Here is a 19,552-nt window from a genome sequence, read left to right as displayed (position 1 = left end):
GATGTGGTTATCCCCGCGCAAGCGGGGATCCAGTGAAGCCCCCCTCAGACCCACCCCTCCGGGGAGATGCCCCAGACCTCCTGCGCATACTGCATCACCGTGCGGTCGATGGAGAAATACCCCATCCGTGCCGTGTTCAGCATCGCCTTGCGCATCCAGGCCTCCGGATCGCGGTACAGGGCATCCACCGCCTCATGGGCGCGGACATAGTCCGCATAATCCGCCAGCACCATGTACTGGTCCTCGGTCAGCAGATTATTGACCAGATCCCGGTAACGCCCCGGCTCCTGGGGTGAGAAGAAACCGTCACGGATCATGTCCAGGGCCCGACGCAGTTCGTCGTTGGACTCATAGAAATCCCGGGGTCGATAGCCTTCCCGCTTGAGCCGTTCCACTTCCTCGGCATTCATGCCGAAGATGAAGATGTTCTCCTCGCCCACCGCCTCCCGGATCTCGATATTGGCCCCGTCCAGGGTGCCGATGGTCATGGCGCCGTTCAGGGCCAGTTTCATGTTGCCGGTGCCGGATGCCTCGGTGCCCGCGGTGGAAATCTGCTCCGAAAGATCGGCTGCCGGAATGATCACGGCGGCGGTACTCACATCGTAATTGGGCAGGAAGACCACCTGCTGCTTGGGGTTCATGGGGTCATGATTCACCACGTCGGCCACGTCATTGATCAGCCGGATGATCTGCTTGGCCCGGGTATAGGAGGGGGCCGCCTTGCCGGCGAACAGGGTGACCCTCGACACTTGCTCCTCGGCGCGCCCTTCCCGTATCCGGTTGTAGAAGGTGATCACATGCAGCACGTTGAGCAGCTGCCGCTTGTACTCGTGGATCCGCTTGATCTGGATATCAAACAGGGCGTCCGGGCTGATGGTGATGTCCATCTGCCGCTTCACCAGTTCCGCCAGACGTTCCTTGTTGCGTCGTTTCACCTGCTGGAATTCGCGGCGGAAGTCCCTGTTGTCCACCAGGGGTTCCAGCCTCCTGAGCTGTTCCAGATCCATGGTCCAGTTGTTGCCGATATGTCGGGTGATCAGGTCCGCCAGTGCCGGGTTGGCCTGGTTCAGCCAGAGCCGGGGCGTGATGCCGTTGGTGATGTTGACGAACCGGTCCGGCCACAGACGGTAGAAGTCGTTGAACAGGTGCTTTTTCAGCAGTTCCGTATGCAGGGCCGCCACGCCGTTGACCATGTGACTGCCGACGACGGCCAGATGGGCCATGCGTACCTGGCGACCATGGTTTTCATCAATGATGGACAAGCGACGGACGATGTCGTTGTCTCCGGGGAAGTTGTGACGGACCTCGTTGAGGAAGTGGAAATTGATGTCGTAGATGATCTGCATGTGGCGCGGCAGCACCCGCTCCATGAGCGTCACCGGCCAGGTTTCCAGGGCCTCGGGCATCAGGGTGTGGTTGGTGTAGGAGAACACGCCCCGGGTCAGCTCCCAGGCCTTTTGCCAGGGAAGCTGATGGCTGTCCACCAGCAGTCGCATGAGTTCGGCGATGGCGATGGCGGGGTGGGTGTCGTTGAGCTGAATGGCCACCTTGTCCGGCAGTGACTCGATGGGATAGCCCAGTTCAGCGTGTCGGTGCAGGATGTCCTGGATGGAGGCGGAGACGAAGAAGTACTCCTGCTTCAGGCGCAGTTCCCGGCCGATGGCGGTGGCATCATTGGGGTAGAGCACCATGGAGATGGTCTCGGACTCGATCTTCTCCCGCACGGCGCGGATGTAGTCGCCTTCGTTGAAATAATCCAGATCGAAGTCCCGGGTGGCCTTGGCGGCCCAGAGCCGCAGGTTGTTCGCGTTCTTGTTGCCGAAGCCGGGGGTCGGGTAGTCATAGGCCATGGCGATGACTTCCTCGCCGTCCTCCCAGTGATAGCGGGGTTGTCCCCGTTCCCGGTGTTCCACCACGTAGCCGTAGAAATGCACGGGGAAGATCTTTTCCGGCCGGGGGAATTCCCAGGGGTTGCCGTAGCGCAGCCAGTTGTCCGGATGCTCCACCTGCTCGCCGTTCTCGATGCCCTGGTGGAACATGCCGAACTCATAGCGGATGCCGTAGCCGTACCCGGGCAGGCACTGGCTGGCCATGGAGTCCAGGATGCAGGCGGCCAGCCGGCCCAGGCCGCCGTTGCCCAGGGCCGCGTCGGACTCCATGTCGATGATTTCGTGCAGACTCACCCCCATCTCTTCCAGGGCCTCGCAGCAGGCTTCGTAGAAACCCAGATTCATGAGGCTGTTCACCAGCATGCGGCCGATGAGGTATTCCATGGACAGGTAATAGACCCGCTTGACCTGTTCCTGGTCGAACAGGCGCTTGGTATACATGCGCCGCTCGATGATGCGTTCCCGGACGGCGAAGGAGACGGCGTGTAGCCAGTCCCGGGGGGTAGCGGTGAGGGGATCCTTGCCGACGATGTGGATCAGGGCGTCACGAATGGACTCCTTGAGCGAGTCCTTGTCGCAGGGCAGGGGGCGGGGGTCGTATTCGTGGACCATTTCCAGGGTTTTCATGAGGCTCCTGCTCCCGAGGCGTGAGTCTGTTGGATATGTCTACTTACTAACCTATCCTGAATGAAAAATAAAATCGCGGGTGAAGTGGCCACCGATGGCGCCACTGCGGCGGCCGGGCTTCAGCCCGGCCGCCGTTGCCGGATGGGGTGCGGCGCCCGGGGGATCATTCCCGGGCCACGGCCCGATACCCGATATCGGTTCGGTAGTAGACGTCATCCCAGTTCAGCTGCTTCGTCAGCGCGTAGGCCCGGGCCTGGGCATCACTGACCCGCTCGCCCAGTCCCACGGCGCACAGTACCCGTCCGCCCTGGGTGACTACCTGGCCGTCCTTCAGGGTCGTGCCCGCATGGAACACCTTGGCGTCTTCGGCATCGGTATCCGGCAGGCCCCGGATCACGTCCCCCTTGCGGTAATCGGCGGGATAGCCGCCGGCCGCCAGCACCACGCCCAGGGCGGCGCGGGGATCCCAGTCGGCCTCTGTCCGGTCCAGGCGACCCGCCAGGGCGGCCTCCACCAGTTCGATCAGGTCCGAACGCAGCCGCATCATGATGGGCTGGGTTTCCGGGTCGCCGAAGCGGCAATTGAATTCCAGCACCTTGGGGATGCCCTGGGCATCGATCATCACCCCGGCATAGAGAAAGCCGGTGTAGGGGGTGCCTTCGGCCGCCATGCCCCGCACCGTGGGCAGGATCACCTGGTTCATGATGCGCTCATGGATCTCGGGGGTGACCACCGGGGCCGGGGAGTAGGCGCCCATGCCGCCGGTGTTGGGACCCTGGTCGCCATTGTCCCGGGCCTTGTGGTCCTGGGAGGTGGCCATGGGCAGCACATGCTCGCCGTCCACCATGCAGATGAAGCTGGCCTCCTCACCGCTGAGGAACTCCTCGATCACCACTCGGTGACCGGCCTCGCCGAAGGCGTTGCCCGCCAGCATGTCGCGCACCGCGGCCTCCGCTTCCGCCAGGGTCCGGGCCAGGATCACGCCCTTGCCGGCGGCCAGTCCATCAGCCTTGACCACGATGGGCGCGCCCTGGGCGCGCAGGTAGGCCAGCGCCTCGTCCAGATCCGTGAAGCTGCCGTAGGCGGCCGTGGGGATCCGGTGGCGGGCGAGAAAGTCCTTGGAGAAGGCCTTGGAGCCTTCCAGGCGGGCGGCGTCCTTCGTCGGGCCGAAAATGGCCAGGCCCTCGGCCCTGAAGGCGTCCACGACCCCGGCCACCAGGGGGGCTTCGGGGCCGACGATGGTCAGGTCGATGCCTTCCGTCCGGGCAAAGGCCAGCAGACCGGGGATGTCCTCGGCGCCGATGTCCAGGTTGCGGCAGCCCGCTTCCCGGGCCGTGCCCGCATTGCCGGGGGCCACGAAGACCGTGTCCACCCGGGGCGACCGGGCCGCCTTCCAGGCCAGGGCATGTTCGCGGCCACCGCCGCCGATGATGAGAATTTTCATCGTGTTCTCCTCGTTAGCCCCAAGAATCAATGCCGAAAATGTCGCATGCCCGTGAACAGCATGGCCATGCCGTGCTCATTGGCCGCCTGAATCACTTCCTCGTCCCGCATGGAGCCGCCGGGCTGGATCACGGCGGTGATACCGGCCTCGTGGGCGGCGTCGATGCCGTCGCGGAACGGGAAAAAGGCGTCCGAGGCCATCACCGAGCCGGAGACCTGCAGGTTCTCGTCGGCGGCCTTGATGCCGGCGATGCGGGCGGAGTACACCCGGCTCATCTGGCCGGCGCCGACGCCGATGGTACGGCCGTCCCGGGCGTAGACGATGGCGTTGGACTTGACGAACTTGGCCACCCGCCAGGCGAACAGCAGATCCGCCTTCTCCTGGTCGGTGGGGGCGCGTTCCGAAACCAGCTTCAGGTCGGATTCGCTGACCTGGCCCAGATCCCGGTCCTGAACCAGCAGGCCGCCGTTGACCCGCTTGAAGTCCCAGCCACCGCCGGCTTCACCCCACTGGCCGCAGGCCAGCAGACGCACGTTGGGCTTGCCGGAAACGGCCTTGACGGCCTCCGGGGAGACCTCGGGGGCGATGATCACCTCCACGAACTGACGCGCCACAATGGCCTCGGCGGTCTTGCCGTCCAGGGGGCGGTTGAAGGCGATGATGCCGCCGAAGGCGGAGGTGGGGTCGGTGGCAAACGCCAGGTCATAGGCGGCCAGGATGTCGGCGGCCACGGCCACGCCGCAGGGGTTGGCGTGCTTGACGATGACGCAGGCCGGGGCCTCGAACTGCTTCACGCATTCCAGGGCGGCGTCGGTGTCGGCGATGTTGTTGAAGGACAGGGCCTTGCCCTGGATCTGGCGGGCGGTGGCCACGCCGGCCTCGGCGGGATGACGTTCCCGGTAGAAGGCGGCGGACTGATGGGGGTTCTCGCCGTAGCGCAGGTCCAGGCTTTTTTCAAACTGCAGGGACAGGGTGCCGGGGAAGGGGGCCCGGGTCTGTGCGTCCTGCACGCCGGTCAGGTAGTTGGCGATGGCGCCGTCATAGCGGGCGGTATGGGCAAAGGCCTTGGCCGCCAGTTCAAAGCGCAGGGCATGGGGCAGGTTGCCGTCACCGGCGGTCAGGGCTTCCAGCACCCGGTCGTAGTCGGATGGGTCCACCACAATGCCCACATGGGCATGGTTCTTGGCCGAGGCACGTACCATGGCCGGGCCGCCGATGTCGATGTTCTCGATGGCGTCTTCCAGGCTGCAGCCGGGGCGGGCCACGGTGGCTTCAAAGGGGTAGAGGTTTACCACCACCAGGTCGATGGGGGGGATGTCGTGGGTCTGCATGGCCTCGTCGTCCATGCCCCGACGCCCCAGGATACCGCCGTGGATCTTCGGGTGCAGGGTCTTGACCCGGCCGTCCATCATCTCGGGAAAACCGGTATGGGCGGAGACCTCCTTGACCGGGATGCCTTCTTCCATGAGGAGTTTCGCGGTGCCGCCGGTGGAGAGGATCTCGATGCCCCGCGTCGCCAGTGCCTGGGCAAAGGGCAGCAGGCCGGTCTTGTCGGAAACGCTGATGAGCGCGCGGGTCACGGGTCGGGAAATTGCTTGGGTCATGGGCTCGGCCAGTCTGGTGATGACAAAAAGACTGGGAATTATACGCGCCCGCGGGAACCCAAGGCCACCGGCAAAAAAAAGCGCGGCTTGAGGGGGCCGCGCCAAAACCACCAAAGGAGGATGGAGGAGTATACCGAATGCGGAGAGATCCGCGAGACGATATGGTTCTAACTATCGTATGCTGCACTGCACATGTCAAGGCGGACGGACATTTTTTTCATGCAGGACGACGGGCGGTGTTCCATCGAGGACCAATGGTTTAAGTCTCGGTCCGCCCGGCGGGATCTAGATTCGCAGGCGTTCCACCACCCGACCATGTTGCAGGTGCTCGTCCACGATTTCGTCGATATCCTTTTCATCGACAAAGGTGTACCAGACCCCTTCCGGATAGACCACGGCCACCGGCCCCTCATTGCAACGATCCAGACAGCCGGCGGCGTTCACCCGCACGCCGCCCTGGCCATGGATGCCCAGGGCCTTGGCCCGCTTCTTGGCATGATCGCGCAGTCGGGAGGCCTCGAAATGTTCGCAGCAGTTGCCGTCTTCGCGGCAGTTGGTGCAAAAGAAGATGTGTCGTTTGAAATGGCTCATCTTGTTTTCCGGTTCCAGATCAGGAGGGACGGTCAACGGGATTCCTACCACAGGTCATAGACCAGATTCACCGCCGTGGTGGTGTCGGTATTCTTGCGGTCTTCCGGTACGTTCGTATTGTGCCTGACCGTCAGGGACAGGCGCATGGAAAACTTGGCATTGATGCGCATGCGCAGGGCGGCCACGGATTCGATTTCCGTATTGTCGTCGCCGGCCTGGATCAGCAGGTCTTCGGTGAAGCGGGCATTGTCGCCGATGCGATGATCCAGCGCGCCCACCAGGCGCAGGATGGCTTCGTCTTCCTGCCTGCCGTCCTCCAGCTTGTCCTGACGCAGACCGGCGCCGGCCTCCAGATTCAGGCGTGTGCGTGGTGAATCCACCACCCGGCGACCATAGCCGGCGGCCAGGCTGCGCTGATACTCGTAGCCGCTGAATCGGTCCCGTTCCGCCCTGAGGGCGCCGAACAGGTAATCCCGGTCGGAGACCTTGTGATCGCTCTGGAAGGCCCCCAGATAGCGCTCCTTGGTGGTGGTGCCGTCCTCCGAGGCCAGGTGTCCCTCCAGTTGCAGGGTGTGGCGCCACAGCATCTGCTCGTGACGAATCCTGGTGCGGGCGTTGAAGCTGTCGGAGTCGGTATTGCCGCTGGTCAGGATCGCCCCCAGTTCCGCCTGTCCACTCCAGCCCTCGTTGTCACCCCATTCTCCAGCCTGGAGCGGCAGGGTGAACAGGAGCAGGCTGATACAATAGGGCGACAGTGTTCTGAAAAACATGATTGATCGGAGTGTCCGCGGGTGAATCTGGCCGGACACTCTAACAGATCCCGCCTCACCCACTGGAGGACGGCCCTGATGCCGCCGCTTTTCAAGTGCGCTCCGCCATGAACCATGACGATATCCTGCGGGATACCGACCGCTGCGTGAAATGCGGTCTGTGCCTGCCCCATTGCCCCACGTACCGGGTCACCCGGGATGAGGGCGACTCCCCCCGTGGCCGCATCACCCTCATGCAGGGGCTGATGAGCGGCGCCCTGAGAGATGACGCGGCAGTGCGCCGACACCTGGAGGGGTGTGTGGGCTGTCGTGCCTGCGAGGCGGTCTGTCCTTCCGGCGTGCCCTTCGGCAGTTTGATGGATGCGACGCGGGCGAGCCTGATCCCGCCGCCGCGAGGGGCCGGTCTGGTGGGTGGGTATCTGCTGCGTCATGGGGGCGCCAGACGCGCGGCATCCGAGGGGCTGCGGGTGGCCGGGCGCCTGGGTCTGGGCAGGCTGGCCGCCCGCCTGGGCGCGGATGATCGACCGGGCGCGGCCCGCGCGGCGTCCTTTCTGCCGGATGTGGCGCCCCCGCCGCGGGCGTCTTTGGTGGGGCGTTCGGCCGCGGCGGATGCCGCGGTGGACGACGTGCGGGGCACGGTGTTCCTGTTCGCCGGCTGTACCGCGGAGACCTTTGACGGGCCTTCGCTGGAGGCCGCCGCCCGGTTGCTCGGGCGCCTGGGTTACCGGGTCGTGCTGCCGGAAGGGCAGGTATGCTGCGGGGCGCTGGATCATCATGCCGGTCGTGCCGGGGACGCGGCGGAGCTTGCGGGCCGCAATCGGGCGGTCTTCGCCGGGCGTGAGGGGCCTGTCCTGAGTCTGAACAGCGGCTGTCGTGTCCATCTGCGGGCCGGCGGCGGCGACGGATTCGGTGAGCGGGTGACCGGCCTGTGCCGGTTGCTGGCGGACGTGGACCTGGCGCCGTTGCAACTGATCGAGACTCCCCTCAAGGTGGTCTTCCATACGCCCTGTACCTTGCGGTACGGGTTGCGCGAGCACGGATGGATGGAGGCCCTGCTGCGGCGCCTGCCCGGTGTGGAGCTGACTCCCTTGCCGGACAACGCCTTTTGTTGCGGCGGTTCCGGCAGTCACATGCTGACCCATCCACAGATGGCCGACCGGCTGCTGGCTCCCAAGCTGGATGCCCTTGCGGCGCTGGCGCCGGCCGTGCTCGTCACCGCCAATGTGGGCTGCGGCCTGCACCTGGCGGCCGGTATCCGGCGCCGCAAGCTGGCGATATCGGTCATGAGTCTTGCTCAGCTCATTGACAGTCGTTGTGGATTGCCGCCCGGTTCATAGAACTCGTTCCTCCTTCGCGCTCGGGGGTGCTTCCCCATCGGTTGGAAGCCCTTGAGGGAATTGGTTTGCCGGCGAATTGGTGGTATCGAAAGATTGTTGCCTCATCACGGTTGGGGACGGTCGGTACTCGTCCTGAAAACCCCTGTCTTTAGCAGGTTTGCCTGCTGCTGAACTTGCAGTATCTTCATAGACATGCCCACAGCCCGTGTCAGCCCTCCATGCGCCAACTGAGCCCCACCGATCGCCTGCTGTCTGCCATTGATGAAGGTTTGTGCACCCTGTTCGGCCGTCCCCGCGCCACCGAGCGCCCGGACCCGGCCCGGTCGGTGGTGGAACCGGAACTGGATGACAACGCCCGCGTCCTCTCCGGTCGCCTCATGCGCATCAATCATGCGGGGGAGGTGGCCGCCCAGGGGCTCTACCAGGGGCAGGCCCTCACTGCCCGTGGCGGCGAGGTGCGCGAGCGCATGGAACGCTCCGCCCGGGAAGAAAACGATCATCTGCTCTGGTGCGAACGCCGTCTGGCGGCCCTGGGCACCCACAAGAGCTTCCTCAACCCCCTGTGGTATGGCGGCGCCTTCACCATCGGCGCCCTGGCCGGAGCGGCGGGCGACAAGTGGAGCCTGGGTTTCGTGCACGAGACGGAGCAGCAGGTGATCCGTCATCTGGATGAACATCTGGCCCGGGTCGTCCCCGAGGACGCGCCGACCCGGGCGGTACTGGAGCAGATGAAGATCGACGAGGCCCATCATGGCGAACTGGCCATGTCCCTGGGCGGGGAAGTCCTGCCCTGGCCCCTGCGCAAGCTGGTGATGCCGGTGACCGCCAAGGTGATGACCGGGACGACCTGGTGGATTTGAACGGAATCCCCCCTTGTCACCCGGGCACTTCCCCGTTATCATTGCGCGCTTTCCGTGATTCATGTGCACCCTGGAGTTCAGGAATGAAGACCTTTAGCGCCAAGCCCGCTGAAGTCACCCGCGACTGGTACGTGGTTGATGCCTCCGGCAAGACCCTCGGCCGGCTCGCCAGCGAAGTGGCTCGCCGCCTGCGCGGCAAGCACAAGCCCGTGTATACCCCGCACGTGGATACCGGTGACTACATCGTGATCGTGAATGCCTCCAAGGTGCGCCTCAGCGGCAACAAGGAAACCGACAAGATGTACTACCGGCACACCGGTTACGTCGGTCACATGAAGTCCGCCAGCGCGCAGCAGATCCGTGAGAACGCCCCCGAGCGCCTCATCGAGATCGCGGTGAAGGGCATGTTGCCCAAGAACCCCCTGGGCCGGGCCATGTTCAAGAAGCTCAAGGTGTATGCCGGAGCCGAGCACAGCCACGCCGCCCAGCAGCCCCAGCCGCTGGAAATCTGAACAACACCCTGATCCGGCCGCCTTGCGTGGCCGGGCAGCACATAGAGCAGGTCAAGAGATGGCAACAACCCAGAACTACGGAACCGGACGCCGCAAAGAGGCTTCTGCGCGGGTTTTTCTCCGCCCCGGCAAGGGCGAGATCACCGTCAACAACAAGCCCCTGGACGTCTACTTCGGGCGTGAGACCTCCCGCATGGTGGTCCGTCAGCCGCTGGAAGTGGCCGAAAGCCTGGATCGTTTCGATATCGTGGCCACGGTGAAGGGCGGCGGTGCCAACGGTCAGGCCGGTGCCATCCGTCTGGGTATTGCCCGCGCTCTGGTGGAATACGACGAGAAGCTGCGTGGCGCCATGCGCACCCACGGCTTCATGACCCGCGACGCCCGTCAGGTCGAGCGTAAGAAGGTCGGTCTGCGCAAGGCACGTCGCGCGACTCAGTTCAGCAAGCGCTGATCCCCGACGACGGGGACGGCTTGCAGTCACCCCGGGGCTATCCATCAGGATGGCCTCGTGGGGGATGGTTTTTCAGTTTTTATTTCGGGGCTTGATTCAACACCCCGTCATGCTGTAGATTTACGCCTCGGTTTTATTGGGGGATCGTCTAGCGGTAGGACTACGGACTCTGACTCCGTCAACCCAGGTTCGAATCCTGGTCCCCCAGCCACATCCATGAAAAAGGCCCCCTCGCGGGGCCTTTTTCATGGATGTGATTCAAGGAGCCACCAGGTTCGAACCAAAAAAAAGCCCGGATGGAATCCGGGCAGGCGCGTCACATGCGCGCTGAAGCAGAGGCGGGCGTCCCTGCCCGAAAAGGCATCATCCCTTAGAAGTCGTACCGCATGCCAAGAGAGAAGGCGGTGGCCGTCTCGCCGCGGGCATTCACTCCTTCCGCGGTGGAAGGAGCGGCACTGCGGGCCGCGCCCCAGGGGGTCAGGCCGGAATTGTCGTCATTATCCATGAAGGCCAGATTGCCGTAGAAGCGCAGGGCGCTGTCCACCCGATATTCCAGACCGATGGCATACAGGTTGGCATCCCGCTTCTCCAGATCGGAGTCCAGGGTGAACCAGTGGGCATTCAGGTACACGGAGGGGCTGATGCGGTACTGACCGGCAATACCGAAGACATCCGCCTCCTGACCTTTCACGCCGCGGGTGTTTTCCGTCTGCTGATAAAAGCCTGCCAGGCGGAAGTCCGAGGTGATCCGGTAGGAGGCGGCCAGACGCCAGGTAGTCCCTCAGTTCTTCATGCAGGCAAGGGCGACGGTACTTGGTCACAAAAACAACATGCAGCTTAATGTTATAAACGGCGTGAGAACGAGATTTAGTGCTACTTTCCATGGTTGCGCCTTGGTGGTTTTCATGGAACGATAGCAGGCATGGGCATGATCGGACATCGCTTTCGTTGCTATCCCGGTCGCCAGCAGGAAAATATCCTGCTGCGTTGGATTGGCTGTCAGCGATTCATCTATAACAGCAAGGTCAGAGAAGACCGTTATTTTCGTGCCTTTGCCCGAAAAGCCTTGTCGCTGACCGGGCAAAAACCACCCATCGACCAACAATACAGCCAGTTCATCGGCCCCGATACGGCGTGGTTGCGTGAAGTGCCCTCCCAGGTGTTACGCAATGGCGCGGTTCGATGGAAACAAGCCTACAGTCGCTTCTTCCAGAAATTATCCGGTCGTCCAACGATTCATGGAAAAGGTGGCGAACAAGGCGTCTGGCTGACGCGGGAGTTATTTGCTTTCGAGGATGATGGCGAAGGGGGTTATCACCTTCGGGTCGGCACGAAAAAGCACCCGCTCGGTCGGTTGCGCTACGTTGCGGATCGGCCCCATACATTGCCCGCATCCATCGTCATCAGCATCAACGCCGGTCAGTGGCATGTGTCATTTGCCACCGAGGATGATGTGATCCATCCGCGCCCTGCAGAGATCCAGGCCGAGTTATCGCAGTGGGATGAGGCTTCATTGCACGCGGCCACCATCGGCGTGGATCGCGGCGTGGCGGTGCTTGCCTACGCCAGCACGGGATCGGTGTATGCCTTCGACCCGGTGCAAAAGCAGCGAATGGCCCGCAAGGAACGCCAGCGCCTTCGCTGGCAGCGGCGCATGGCGCGACGTGCCAAGGGCTCATCCGGCTGGCACAAGGCCAAAAAGCGCGTGGCCCGCGCCCACACCTACGCCAACAACGTGCGCAAGGACTTTGCCCATAAGACAAGTCACGCATTGGTGATGGCGCCGGGGGTGAGGCTCGTGGTCATGGAAGACCTCAAGGTGGCCTCCATGAGTCGTCGCCCGAAGGCAAAGACCGACGAGCGGGGGCACCACGCACCCAACGGTGCCCGCGCCAAGGCGGGGCTCAACAAGGGCATCCTCCATAGCGCCTGGGGCAAGATCAGAACCTATGCCCAGTACAAGGCACCGAGAAACAACGTGCTGTTTCTCGTGGTGCCGCCGCACCATAGCTCGCAGGAATGTGCCGTTTGCGGCCACATTCATCCCGACAATCGGCTCAGTCAGAGCCGATTTGTCTGTCAACGCTGCGGGCAGACCGATCATGCCGACCACAACGCCAGCCGGGTGATTGCCCGACGCGGCGTCACAACGGTGATCGGTCAGTGCAAATCTCTTCAACAGGTAGGGGCGGTGCGCCCCGAACCGCCGTTCCCGGACGGCTACGCCGGTGGAGATCAGGGTCAGTCGCAGAAGGGCAAGCGCCCAACTGCGCACAGATCATCGAAACCGGAAACCATGCCTACAACCGCTCAAGCGGTTTAGGGATGGTAGTTCATACCCAGGCGGCTGGAGTTGCTGGAGACGTTGAACTCGTTGTAATCCTTGCCGTCATCCAGAATGTCGGCGGACAGGTGGGCGCGACCGTAGATGGTGATGTCGGCAACCGCCAGGGCAGGCATGGACAGGCCGGCGGCGACCATCGCCGCGATAAGCTTCTTGTGCTGCATGAAATAGGCTCCCCAAGTGATGTTGTAAAAAAGAGACAGCGTCCTGTGCCTCAAAACCCGGGGCGACTATGTCTTCTGGTGATTAAAGGTCAGTTAAACCCCCGTGAAATTGTGATGAACAGTCCAGGGTACGGACGTGGGGGCGGCCCTCGGCCGCGAAGGGGACACGTCCTCTGTTGCCGATGCCGTCTGAACATTGGCCGTGGATGATAGACTGCCCGATACCCGGGCATCCGATGGAACAAAACCCCGCATGCTGACCCTGAATAACCGCCCCAACCCCGCTGCCGCGCCCACCCTCGACCAAGTGGTCGAACTGATCCCCGATGCCTTCGTGATCTTCGACGGCGACCATCGCCTGCTGGCCGCCAATGCGGCGGCCCTGCGCTGTCTGTCCCTCTCCCGCGAGGATCTGCGGGGGATGGGCTGTCATGAATTCTTTCAGGGGGTGCCGGGTGGCTGTGCCGGGGAGGGGGGCTGTCCACTGGTCACCGCGGGATCCGCGATGGAGCCTCTTCCGGTGCAGATCCCGGGAGGACGGGGGCGCCGGCGTCTGAGCGTCCGGATTTCCCGGGGGCGGGGCGAGCACGGCGACTTTTTCGGTCTGCTGCTGCATCCCGACCCGGAGGCGGCCCCCGCGTCACCGGAGGGGGCGCGCCTGGTGGGGCAGTCCCTCCCCATGTTGGAGCTGATGCGGATGGTGGAGCGGGTGGCGCCCACCAGTGCCACCGTATTGCTGCTGGGGGAGAGCGGCGTGGGCAAGGAGCGGGTGGCGGATTATCTGCACCACTGTTCCGGTCGCGCCCAGGGGCCGTTGGTGGTGGTGGACTGTTCCACTCTGGGGGAACAGATCATCGAGGCGGAGCTGTTCGGCTATGAAAAGGGCGCCTTCACCGGCGCGGACCGGCGCAAGGTCGGCCTGTTCGAGGCGGCCCAGGGGGGGACGCTGTTCATCGACGAGGTGGGGGAGTTACCCCTGTCCATGCAGAGCAAGCTATTGCGGGTGTTGGAAACCTCCCGTATCCGCCGGGTGGGCGGCACCGATTACATCCCGGTGGATGCCCGGGTGGTGGCCGCCACCCACCGGGACCTGGCGGCCATGGTGGCGCAGGGTGGGTTCCGGGAAGACCTCTATTACCGCCTGTCCGCCTTTCCGGTCTTCATTCCCCCCCTGCGGGAGCGGCGGGAAGACGTCATCGCCCTGGCGGAACATTTCCTGCGGCAGGCGGACGGTGGGGCACTGCATCTGCCCCTGTCCGTGCCGGTGGCCGATCTGCTGGTGTCCTATCACTACCCGGGCAATGTGCGCGAGCTGAAGAACATCATGACCCGGGCGGCGATCCTGGCCGGTACCGGGCCGTTGCTGCCCGAACACATCGCTTTCCAGTCTCAGGCCGGCGAAGCGGTGTCGGTGGCCTCCCCGCGTCGTGGTTCCCGTAGCGTCTGCACCGAAGCCGGTGTCCGCGCGGCGCTGGCGGCTACCGGTGGCCACCGTGCGGAAGCCGCCCGGCATCTGGGCGTCAGTGAGCGCACTCTCTATCGCTATCTGGAAAAATTCCAGATCCGGGTGTAGAGGTAGGTTCCGTGGGCGGCGTTCGCGACCGGGGCATCCGCTTGGATGTTTCAAAAAAACAACAATCTCCATTTCTGTCATGACGTGTCATGACATTGTCATGCGATATGTCATGGTGTGTTGTTTTTTTACACTTTTAAAATCAGTGGGTTAGTGTTTGGCACGGCTTCTGCTTAGTGGTAATCGGCTGACACGGTCAGACCCTTATACAACAAAGCTCTGCAGAGGAACGTAAACATGCAAAAGAAAGTGCTCGTATTCGCAGTAGCCGCGGCCATGGGCCTGCCCGCCGCCGCCATGGCCGACACCACCCTGTACGGCCGTCTGAATGTGTCCATGGACCGGGTCGACGATGGTGACGCCTCCAGCCACCAATTGGCCTCCAACTCCTCCCGCATCGGTGTGCGCGGTTCCGAGGACCTGGGCGCGGGCCTGCGCGGCGTGTTCCAGATGGAAGCCGGCTTTGATGCCGCCAACGGTGGTGGTGAGTTGGCTACCCGTAACACCTATCTGGGTGTGGCCAGCGAATTCGGTGAAGTGCGCCTGGGCCGTCATGACACCCCTTACAAGATCTCTACCCTGCGTCTGGACCCCTTTGCCGATACCCTGGGTGACTACAACTCCATCATGGGTTCCTTCGGGTTTAATGGCGATGCCACCAATTTTGGCGGCGATGATGATGTTAATGGGCTGACTCGTTTTGAAAATCGCAACCGCAACACCGCGATCTACCTGAGCCCCAACTTCGACGGCCTGCAGTTCATGGCTTCCTACACTACGGATACCCGCTCTGGCGGCGATAGTCGTAATGGCTTTGGCAGCGACGCCAATGAGCGTAACGCCTTCTCCCTGGCTGGTACCTTCACCCAGGGTCCGATGTACGTGGCCGTGGCCTATGAGCAGCTGAATGACTGGGCCGGCACCGGCGATGACGGCAAGGCCTGGAAGGTCGGCGGCGCCTACACCATCGACGCCCTGACCCTGAGCGCCATGTATGAAAACATCGACTCCGGTATCACTGGGCTGGGCGATCGTGACGCCTTCTTCCTGAGCGCCAAGTACCAGTTCGGTCAGGCCTATGTGATGGGCACCTACGCCAATGCGGGCGACGATGATCGTGACGATAGCGGCGCCCAGCTGTTCGCCATCGGCGCCGGCTACGATCTGACCCGCCGCACCGGCCTGTATGCCACCTACGCTACCGTGCGCAACGATGACAACGCTGTGTACGAACTGGGCGGCAACGCCACCGGTAAGGGCAAGGGTGTGGTGCCTGCTGCTCCTGGTGAAAATGTCTGGGGCTTCCAGGTCGGCGTGACCCACAACTTCTAATCATCGGTCCCATGCCGATGGCATTGCCCAGGGTCGCCTGACCGGAAGGCATGCACGGGAAGTTCAAAGGGTGCGGAGGGAAACCTCCGCACCCTTTTTGCTTTTCCCCGCCTCTCACCTCATACCGGCCGGGGTGCTAGAATAGGTGCCCCTCCCGCAGTGATCCCCGCCAGCCATGACCGCAAGTACCCGCATCCGCGAAATCCCCTATAACTACACCTCCTACTCCGACCGCGAGATCGTCATCCGCTTCCTCGGCGAAGGCATGTGGGACGTGCTCAACGAACTGCGCGCCCGCCGACGGACCGGCGTCTCCGCCCGGATGCTGTTCGAGGTGCTGGGGGACATGTGGGTGGTCACCCGCAACCCCTATATCCAGGACGACCTGCTGGGTAACCAGAAGCGACTCACCGCCCTGATCCACGCCCTGGATCACCGGGTGGACCAGATCATCGCCCGGGCCGAGGGCAATCAGCTGGCCCTGGACCTGGCGGAACAGGCTCGTCAGGCGGTACGCCGCTTCGAGGCCTGGTTCCCGGAACAAAAGGCCCTGCGCGCCCGTGCCCGCCGCCTGCTGGGCAAGGTCACCCGCAAGGACAACATCCACTTCGACGGTCTGGCCCGGGTCTCCCATGTCACCGACGCCACCGACTGGCGCGTGGAACTGCCCTTCGTGGTCATCACCCCGGATTCCGAGGCGGAGATGGCCGGGGTCATCCAGACCTGCTTTGAACTGGGTCTGACCGTCATTCCCCGGGGGGGCGGCACCGGCTACAACGGCGGCGCCGTGCCCCTGACCGCCGATGCCGCGGTCATCAACATGGAAAAGCTCGAAGCCCTGAGCGAGGTGGAGTTCGTGGAACTGCCCGGGGTGGAAGGCCCCGTGGCCACCCTCCGCGCCGAGGCCGGGGTGGTGACCCGCCGGGTGTCCGAGGCCGCGGGGCGCGCCGCCCATGTGTTTGCCGTGGACCCCACCTCCCAGGATGCCTGCACCATCGGCGGCAACATCGCCATGAACGCCGGCGGCAAAAAGGCGGTGCTCTGGGGCACGGCCCTGGACAACCTGGTGTCCTGGCGCATGGTCACCCCGGAGGCCCGCTGGATCCAGGTGGAACGCCTCAATCACAACCTGGGCAAGATCCACGATCAGGAGACCGTGAGCTTTCGCATCACCCGGTTCCAGGCCGACGGCGTGACCCCCGACGGAGAACCCCAGGTCATCTCCTTCCCGGGCCGGGCCTGCCGCAAGGTGGGGCTGGGCAAGGACGTCACCGACAAGCGCCTGCAGGATCTGCCGGGGATTCAGAAGGAAGGCTGCGACGGCCTGATCACCTCCGCCGTGTTCGTGGTCCATCGCATGGCGGCCCACATGCGCACCATCAGCCTGGAGTTCTACGGCACCGATCTGCACGAGGCGGTGCCCGCCATCGTCGAGATCAAGGACGCCCTGGAGGCCGACCCCAAGGTGCAGCTGGCCGGGCTTGAACACCTGGACGAGCGCTATGTGCGCGCCGTGGGCTATACCCCGAAGGGGGCGCGACGGGAGCGGCCCAAGATGGTGCTCCTGGCGGACATCGCCAGTGATGACGAGGAGGCGGTGGGCCTGGCCGCCTCGAAGATGGTGCGTTTGGCCAATGCCCGCAACGGCGACGGCTTCATCGCCGTGAGCCCCGAGGCCCGCCAGCGGTTCTGGGCCGACCGCAGCCGGACCGCCGCCATTGCCGCCCATACCAACGCCTTCAAGATCAACGAGGACGTGGTGATCCCCCTGGACCGGCTGGCGGAGTACAGCGAGGGGATCGAGCGCATCAACATCCACCAGTCCCTCACCAACAAGCTGCGCATGGCCGACGAGATCCTGGCCTGCCTGGGCAAGGATCATCGCGCGCTGCTGGAATCCCTGGCCCTGGGCAGCGAGGAGGCCCGGGGCTGGTTCGAGGGGCTGCGCCGGGCCGCGGAAGACCATGTGCAGGCGGTGCGGGGGCGCTGGCAGGCCATCCTGGACCACCTGGAGAGCGACGCCGTGGCCATGGACGATCTGCTGGACGCGCCGTCCCGGGCGGACCGCCGCCCCGGCGACCGGCTGATCCAGCTGCTGTTGCGTCGCAGTCTGGTGATCTCCTACCGGCGGGAGATCGAGGCCCGGTTGTGGGAGATCTTCGACGGCCGCGACCTGGAACCGGTGCGCCGGAGCATCCAGGCCATCCACGACCGGGTGCTCACCAGCCGCCTGTTCGTGGCCCTGCACATGCACGCCGGTGACGGCAACGTGCACACCAATATCCCGGTCAATTCCAACGACTACGCCATGATGCACGAGGCCGAGCGCATCGTGGACCAGGTGATGGCCCTGGCCCGGGCGTTGGGCGGCGTCATCTCCGGGGAGCACGGCATCGGCCTGACCAAGATCCAGTACCTGGGCGAGCCGGAGCTGAAGGCCTTTGCCGACTACAAGCGCCGGGTGGACCCCATGGACCGCTTCAACCGGGGCAAGCTGCAGGCCGGTTCCGGGCTGTCGCGGGCCTATACCCCCTCCCTGCGTCTGGTGCAGGAGGAGGCCCTGATCCTGGAGCAGAGCGAACTGGGGGCACTCAACGACGACATCCGCGACTGCCTGCGCTGCGGCAAGTGCAAGCCCGTCTGCACCACCCATGTGCCCCGGGCCAACCTGCTGTACTCGCCCCGCAACAAGATCCTGGCCACGGGCCTGATCATTGAGGCCTTCCTCTACGAGGAGCAGACCCGCCGCGGCCTGTCCCTGCGTCATTTCGATGAACTCAACGACGTGGCGGACCACTGCACCATCTGTCACCGATGCCTCAAGCCCTGTCCGGTGAACATCGACTTCGGTGACGTGACGGCCCGCATGCGACGCATCCTCAAGGCCCGCGGCCAGCGCCGGACCAGTCTGGCGGCCAAGGTCTCCATGGCCTTCCTCAACATCAAGGACCCGGCCACCATCAAGCTGATGCGCACCGCCCTGGCCCAGTGGGGCTTTGCCGGACAGCGCCTGGGGCACCGGATGTTCCAGCGCCTGGGCCTGCTGGACGATGGTCGGCCCGCCGCCACCACGGGACCGGCACCGATCCCCGCCCGGGTCATCCACATGGTGAGAAAGCCCCTGCCGGCGGGTCTGCCCTCGCGCACCACCCGGGCCATGCTGGGGCTGGAAGACCCCAGTCACGTAGCCATCGTACGGGACCCGGCGGTGGCGCCGGAGCAGAGCGAGGCGGTGTTCTATTTCCCCGGCTGCGGCTCGGAGCGCCTGTTCAGCCAGGTGAGCCTGGCCACCCTGGCCATGCTCTACCGCACCGGTGCCCAGACGGTGCTGCCGCCGGGGTATCTGTGCTGCGGCTACCCCCAGGAATCCGCCGGCGAGGAGGCCAAGGGCAGGGCGATCACCACCGAGAATCGGGTACTGTTCCATCGGGTGGCCAACACCCTGAACTATCTGGACATCAAGACGGTGGTGGTGTCCTGCGGCACCTGCATGGATCAGTTGCTGAAATACGAGTTCGAGCGCATCTTCCCCGGTTGTCGGTTGCTGGACATCCATGAGTATCTGATGGAGAAGGGGGTGACGCTGGAGGCCGCGCCGGGGGTGGAATACCTGTATCACGATCCCTGCCATTCCCCCATGAAGACCCACGCGCCGCTGCAGGTGGCGGGGAATCTGCTGGGCCGGCCGGTGACCCTGTCGGACCGCTGCTGCGGCGAGGCGGGGACCTTTGCGGTGAGTCGCCCGGATGTGGCCACCCAGGTGCGGTTCCGCAAGCAGGAGGAAATCCACAAGGGCATCACGTCGCTGACCGGCGCGCCGGTGGCCGCCGGCGGCAATGTGAAGTTGCTGACTTCCTGCCCGGCCTGTCAGCAGGGGTTGTCCCGCTACCGGGAAGATACCGGGACGGAGGTGGACTATATCGTGGTGGAGATGGCCAATGCCCTGCTGGGAGAGCAGTGGCAGGCCCGCTTCATCGAGCAGGCCCGCAGCGGGGGTATCGAGAAGGTACTGCTCTGACAAAAAAGCCCCTCTCCCCTTGCGGGAGAGGGGTTG

Annotated in this window: 13 protein-coding genes, 1 tRNA gene and 2 pseudogenes; 9 read left to right on the top strand and 7 right to left on the bottom strand. The window is 64.2% G+C overall.

What is annotated here, in order from left to right; all coding sequences use genetic code 11:
- Positions 1-44: 44 nt before the first annotated feature.
- The 5 genes from ACLF6L_RS12305 to ACLF6L_RS12285 all read right to left on the bottom strand — a co-directional run bounded on the left by ACLF6L_RS12305 (position 45) and on the right by ACLF6L_RS12285 (position 6,925).
- Entirely contained in the window at positions 45-2,516 is a 2,472-nt protein-coding gene (locus ACLF6L_RS12305; protein ID WP_412851777.1) for a glycogen/starch/alpha-glucan phosphorylase, read from the bottom strand.
- A gap of 163 nt (positions 2,517-2,679) precedes the next feature.
- On the bottom strand, positions 2,680-3,960 hold the full coding sequence (gene purD, locus ACLF6L_RS12300) for a phosphoribosylamine--glycine ligase (protein WP_412851776.1): 1,281 nt from the start codon (positions 3,958-3,960) through the stop codon (positions 2,680-2,682).
- A 26-nt stretch (positions 3,961-3,986) separates the two neighbouring features.
- Positions 3,987-5,564: a bifunctional phosphoribosylaminoimidazolecarboxamide formyltransferase/IMP cyclohydrolase gene (purH, locus tag ACLF6L_RS12295; RefSeq protein ID WP_412851775.1), complete on the bottom strand. Its 1,578-nt coding sequence runs from the start codon at positions 5,562-5,564 to the stop codon at positions 3,987-3,989.
- A 285-nt stretch (positions 5,565-5,849) separates the two neighbouring features.
- The gene (locus tag ACLF6L_RS12290) at positions 5,850-6,155 is read right to left on the bottom strand and encodes a (2Fe-2S) ferredoxin domain-containing protein (RefSeq protein WP_040404944.1); all 306 of its coding nucleotides are present in this window, start codon (positions 6,153-6,155) and stop codon (positions 5,850-5,852) included.
- Positions 6,156-6,199: 44 nt separating this feature from the next.
- Positions 6,200-6,925, bottom strand: a complete 726-nt coding sequence (locus ACLF6L_RS12285) for a YdiY family protein (protein ID WP_412851774.1) — start codon at positions 6,923-6,925, stop codon at positions 6,200-6,202.
- A gap of 107 nt (positions 6,926-7,032) precedes the next feature.
- On the opposite strand from ACLF6L_RS12285, the gene ACLF6L_RS12280 reads away from it, so the two are divergent.
- From ACLF6L_RS12280 to ACLF6L_RS12260, 5 genes are all read left to right on the top strand, one after another.
- Positions 7,033-8,262: a (Fe-S)-binding protein gene (locus tag ACLF6L_RS12280; RefSeq protein WP_412851773.1), complete on the top strand. Its 1,230-nt coding sequence runs from the start codon at positions 7,033-7,035 to the stop codon at positions 8,260-8,262.
- Positions 8,263-8,480: 218 nt separating this feature from the next.
- Entirely contained in the window at positions 8,481-9,122 is a 642-nt protein-coding gene (coq7, locus tag ACLF6L_RS12275) for a 2-polyprenyl-3-methyl-6-methoxy-1,4-benzoquinone monooxygenase (RefSeq protein ID WP_238615751.1), read from the top strand.
- Positions 9,123-9,205: 83 nt separating this feature from the next.
- Positions 9,206-9,634: a 50S ribosomal protein L13 gene (gene rplM, locus ACLF6L_RS12270; RefSeq protein ID WP_008931149.1), complete on the top strand. Its 429-nt coding sequence runs from the start codon at positions 9,206-9,208 to the stop codon at positions 9,632-9,634.
- A 58-nt stretch (positions 9,635-9,692) separates the two neighbouring features.
- Complete coding sequence (gene rpsI / locus ACLF6L_RS12265; protein ID WP_008931148.1) at positions 9,693-10,085, top strand: 30S ribosomal protein S9; 393 nt, start codon at positions 9,693-9,695, stop codon at positions 10,083-10,085.
- Between the two features lie 137 nt (positions 10,086-10,222).
- A tRNA-Gln gene (locus ACLF6L_RS12260) sits at positions 10,223-10,296 on the top strand.
- A gap of 159 nt (positions 10,297-10,455) precedes the next feature.
- Here ACLF6L_RS12260 and ACLF6L_RS12255 read toward each other — a convergent pair.
- Positions 10,456-10,857 (bottom strand): annotated as a pseudogene (locus tag ACLF6L_RS12255) (porin); the annotation flags it as partial.
- Positions 10,858-11,013: 156 nt separating this feature from the next.
- Here ACLF6L_RS12255 and ACLF6L_RS12250 point away from each other — a divergent pair.
- A complete protein-coding gene (locus ACLF6L_RS12250) occupies positions 11,014-12,408 on the top strand; it encodes an RNA-guided endonuclease InsQ/TnpB family protein (RefSeq protein WP_412851772.1) in 1,395 nt (464 codons plus the stop codon).
- Between the two features lie 14 nt (positions 12,409-12,422).
- Here the strand turns inward: ACLF6L_RS12250 and ACLF6L_RS12245 are convergent.
- Positions 12,423-12,593 (bottom strand): annotated as a pseudogene (locus tag ACLF6L_RS12245) (porin); the annotation flags it as partial.
- Positions 12,594-12,846: 253 nt separating this feature from the next.
- Here ACLF6L_RS12245 and ACLF6L_RS12240 point away from each other — a divergent pair.
- The 3 genes from ACLF6L_RS12240 to ACLF6L_RS12230 all read left to right on the top strand — a co-directional run bounded on the left by ACLF6L_RS12240 (position 12,847) and on the right by ACLF6L_RS12230 (position 19,516).
- Positions 12,847-14,166 (top strand): sigma-54 interaction domain-containing protein, encoded by a 1,320-nt coding sequence (locus ACLF6L_RS12240; RefSeq protein WP_412851771.1) that lies wholly within the window; start codon positions 12,847-12,849, stop codon positions 14,164-14,166.
- Positions 14,167-14,403: 237 nt separating this feature from the next.
- Positions 14,404-15,498: a porin gene (locus tag ACLF6L_RS12235; protein ID WP_412851770.1), complete on the top strand. Its 1,095-nt coding sequence runs from the start codon at positions 14,404-14,406 to the stop codon at positions 15,496-15,498.
- 175 nt (positions 15,499-15,673) lie between these two features.
- A complete protein-coding gene (locus ACLF6L_RS12230; protein ID WP_412851769.1) occupies positions 15,674-19,516 on the top strand; it encodes a DUF3683 domain-containing protein in 3,843 nt (1,280 codons plus the stop codon).
- Positions 19,517-19,552: the final 36 nt, after the last annotated feature.

The organism is Ectothiorhodospira shaposhnikovii, assembly GCF_047222355.1.
Lineage (GTDB): Bacteria > Pseudomonadota > Gammaproteobacteria > Ectothiorhodospirales > Ectothiorhodospiraceae > Ectothiorhodospira.
This window is presented reverse-complemented; position numbering and strand designations above follow the sequence as displayed.

Excerpts from the sequence above, each read along its gene's own strand:
- rpsI (WP_008931148.1), top strand. The coding sequence starts at position 9,693 with ATGGCAACAACCCAGAACTACGGAACCGGACGCCGCAAAGAGGCTTCT.
- ACLF6L_RS12230 (WP_412851769.1), top strand. The coding sequence starts at position 15,674 with ATGACCGCAAGTACCCGCATCCGCGAAATCCCCTATAACTACACCTCC.
- purH (WP_412851775.1), bottom strand. The coding sequence starts at position 5,564 with ATGACCCAAGCAATTTCCCGACCCGTGACCCGCGCGCTCATCAGCGTT.
- ACLF6L_RS12285 (WP_412851774.1), bottom strand. The coding sequence starts at position 6,925 with ATGTTTTTCAGAACACTGTCGCCCTATTGTATCAGCCTGCTCCTGTTC.
- ACLF6L_RS12235 (WP_412851770.1), top strand. The coding sequence starts at position 14,404 with ATGCAAAAGAAAGTGCTCGTATTCGCAGTAGCCGCGGCCATGGGCCTG.
- coq7 (WP_238615751.1), top strand. The coding sequence starts at position 8,481 with ATGCGCCAACTGAGCCCCACCGATCGCCTGCTGTCTGCCATTGATGAA.
- purD (WP_412851776.1), bottom strand. The coding sequence starts at position 3,960 with ATGAAAATTCTCATCATCGGCGGCGGTGGCCGCGAACATGCCCTGGCC.
- ACLF6L_RS12240 (WP_412851771.1), top strand. The coding sequence starts at position 12,847 with ATGCTGACCCTGAATAACCGCCCCAACCCCGCTGCCGCGCCCACCCTC.
- rplM (WP_008931149.1), top strand. The coding sequence starts at position 9,206 with ATGAAGACCTTTAGCGCCAAGCCCGCTGAAGTCACCCGCGACTGGTAC.
- ACLF6L_RS12250 (WP_412851772.1), top strand. The coding sequence starts at position 11,014 with ATGATCGGACATCGCTTTCGTTGCTATCCCGGTCGCCAGCAGGAAAAT.
- ACLF6L_RS12290 (WP_040404944.1), bottom strand. The coding sequence starts at position 6,155 with ATGAGCCATTTCAAACGACACATCTTCTTTTGCACCAACTGCCGCGAA.
- ACLF6L_RS12280 (WP_412851773.1), top strand. The coding sequence starts at position 7,033 with ATGAACCATGACGATATCCTGCGGGATACCGACCGCTGCGTGAAATGC.
- ACLF6L_RS12305 (WP_412851777.1), bottom strand. The coding sequence starts at position 2,516 with ATGAAAACCCTGGAAATGGTCCACGAATACGACCCCCGCCCCCTGCCC.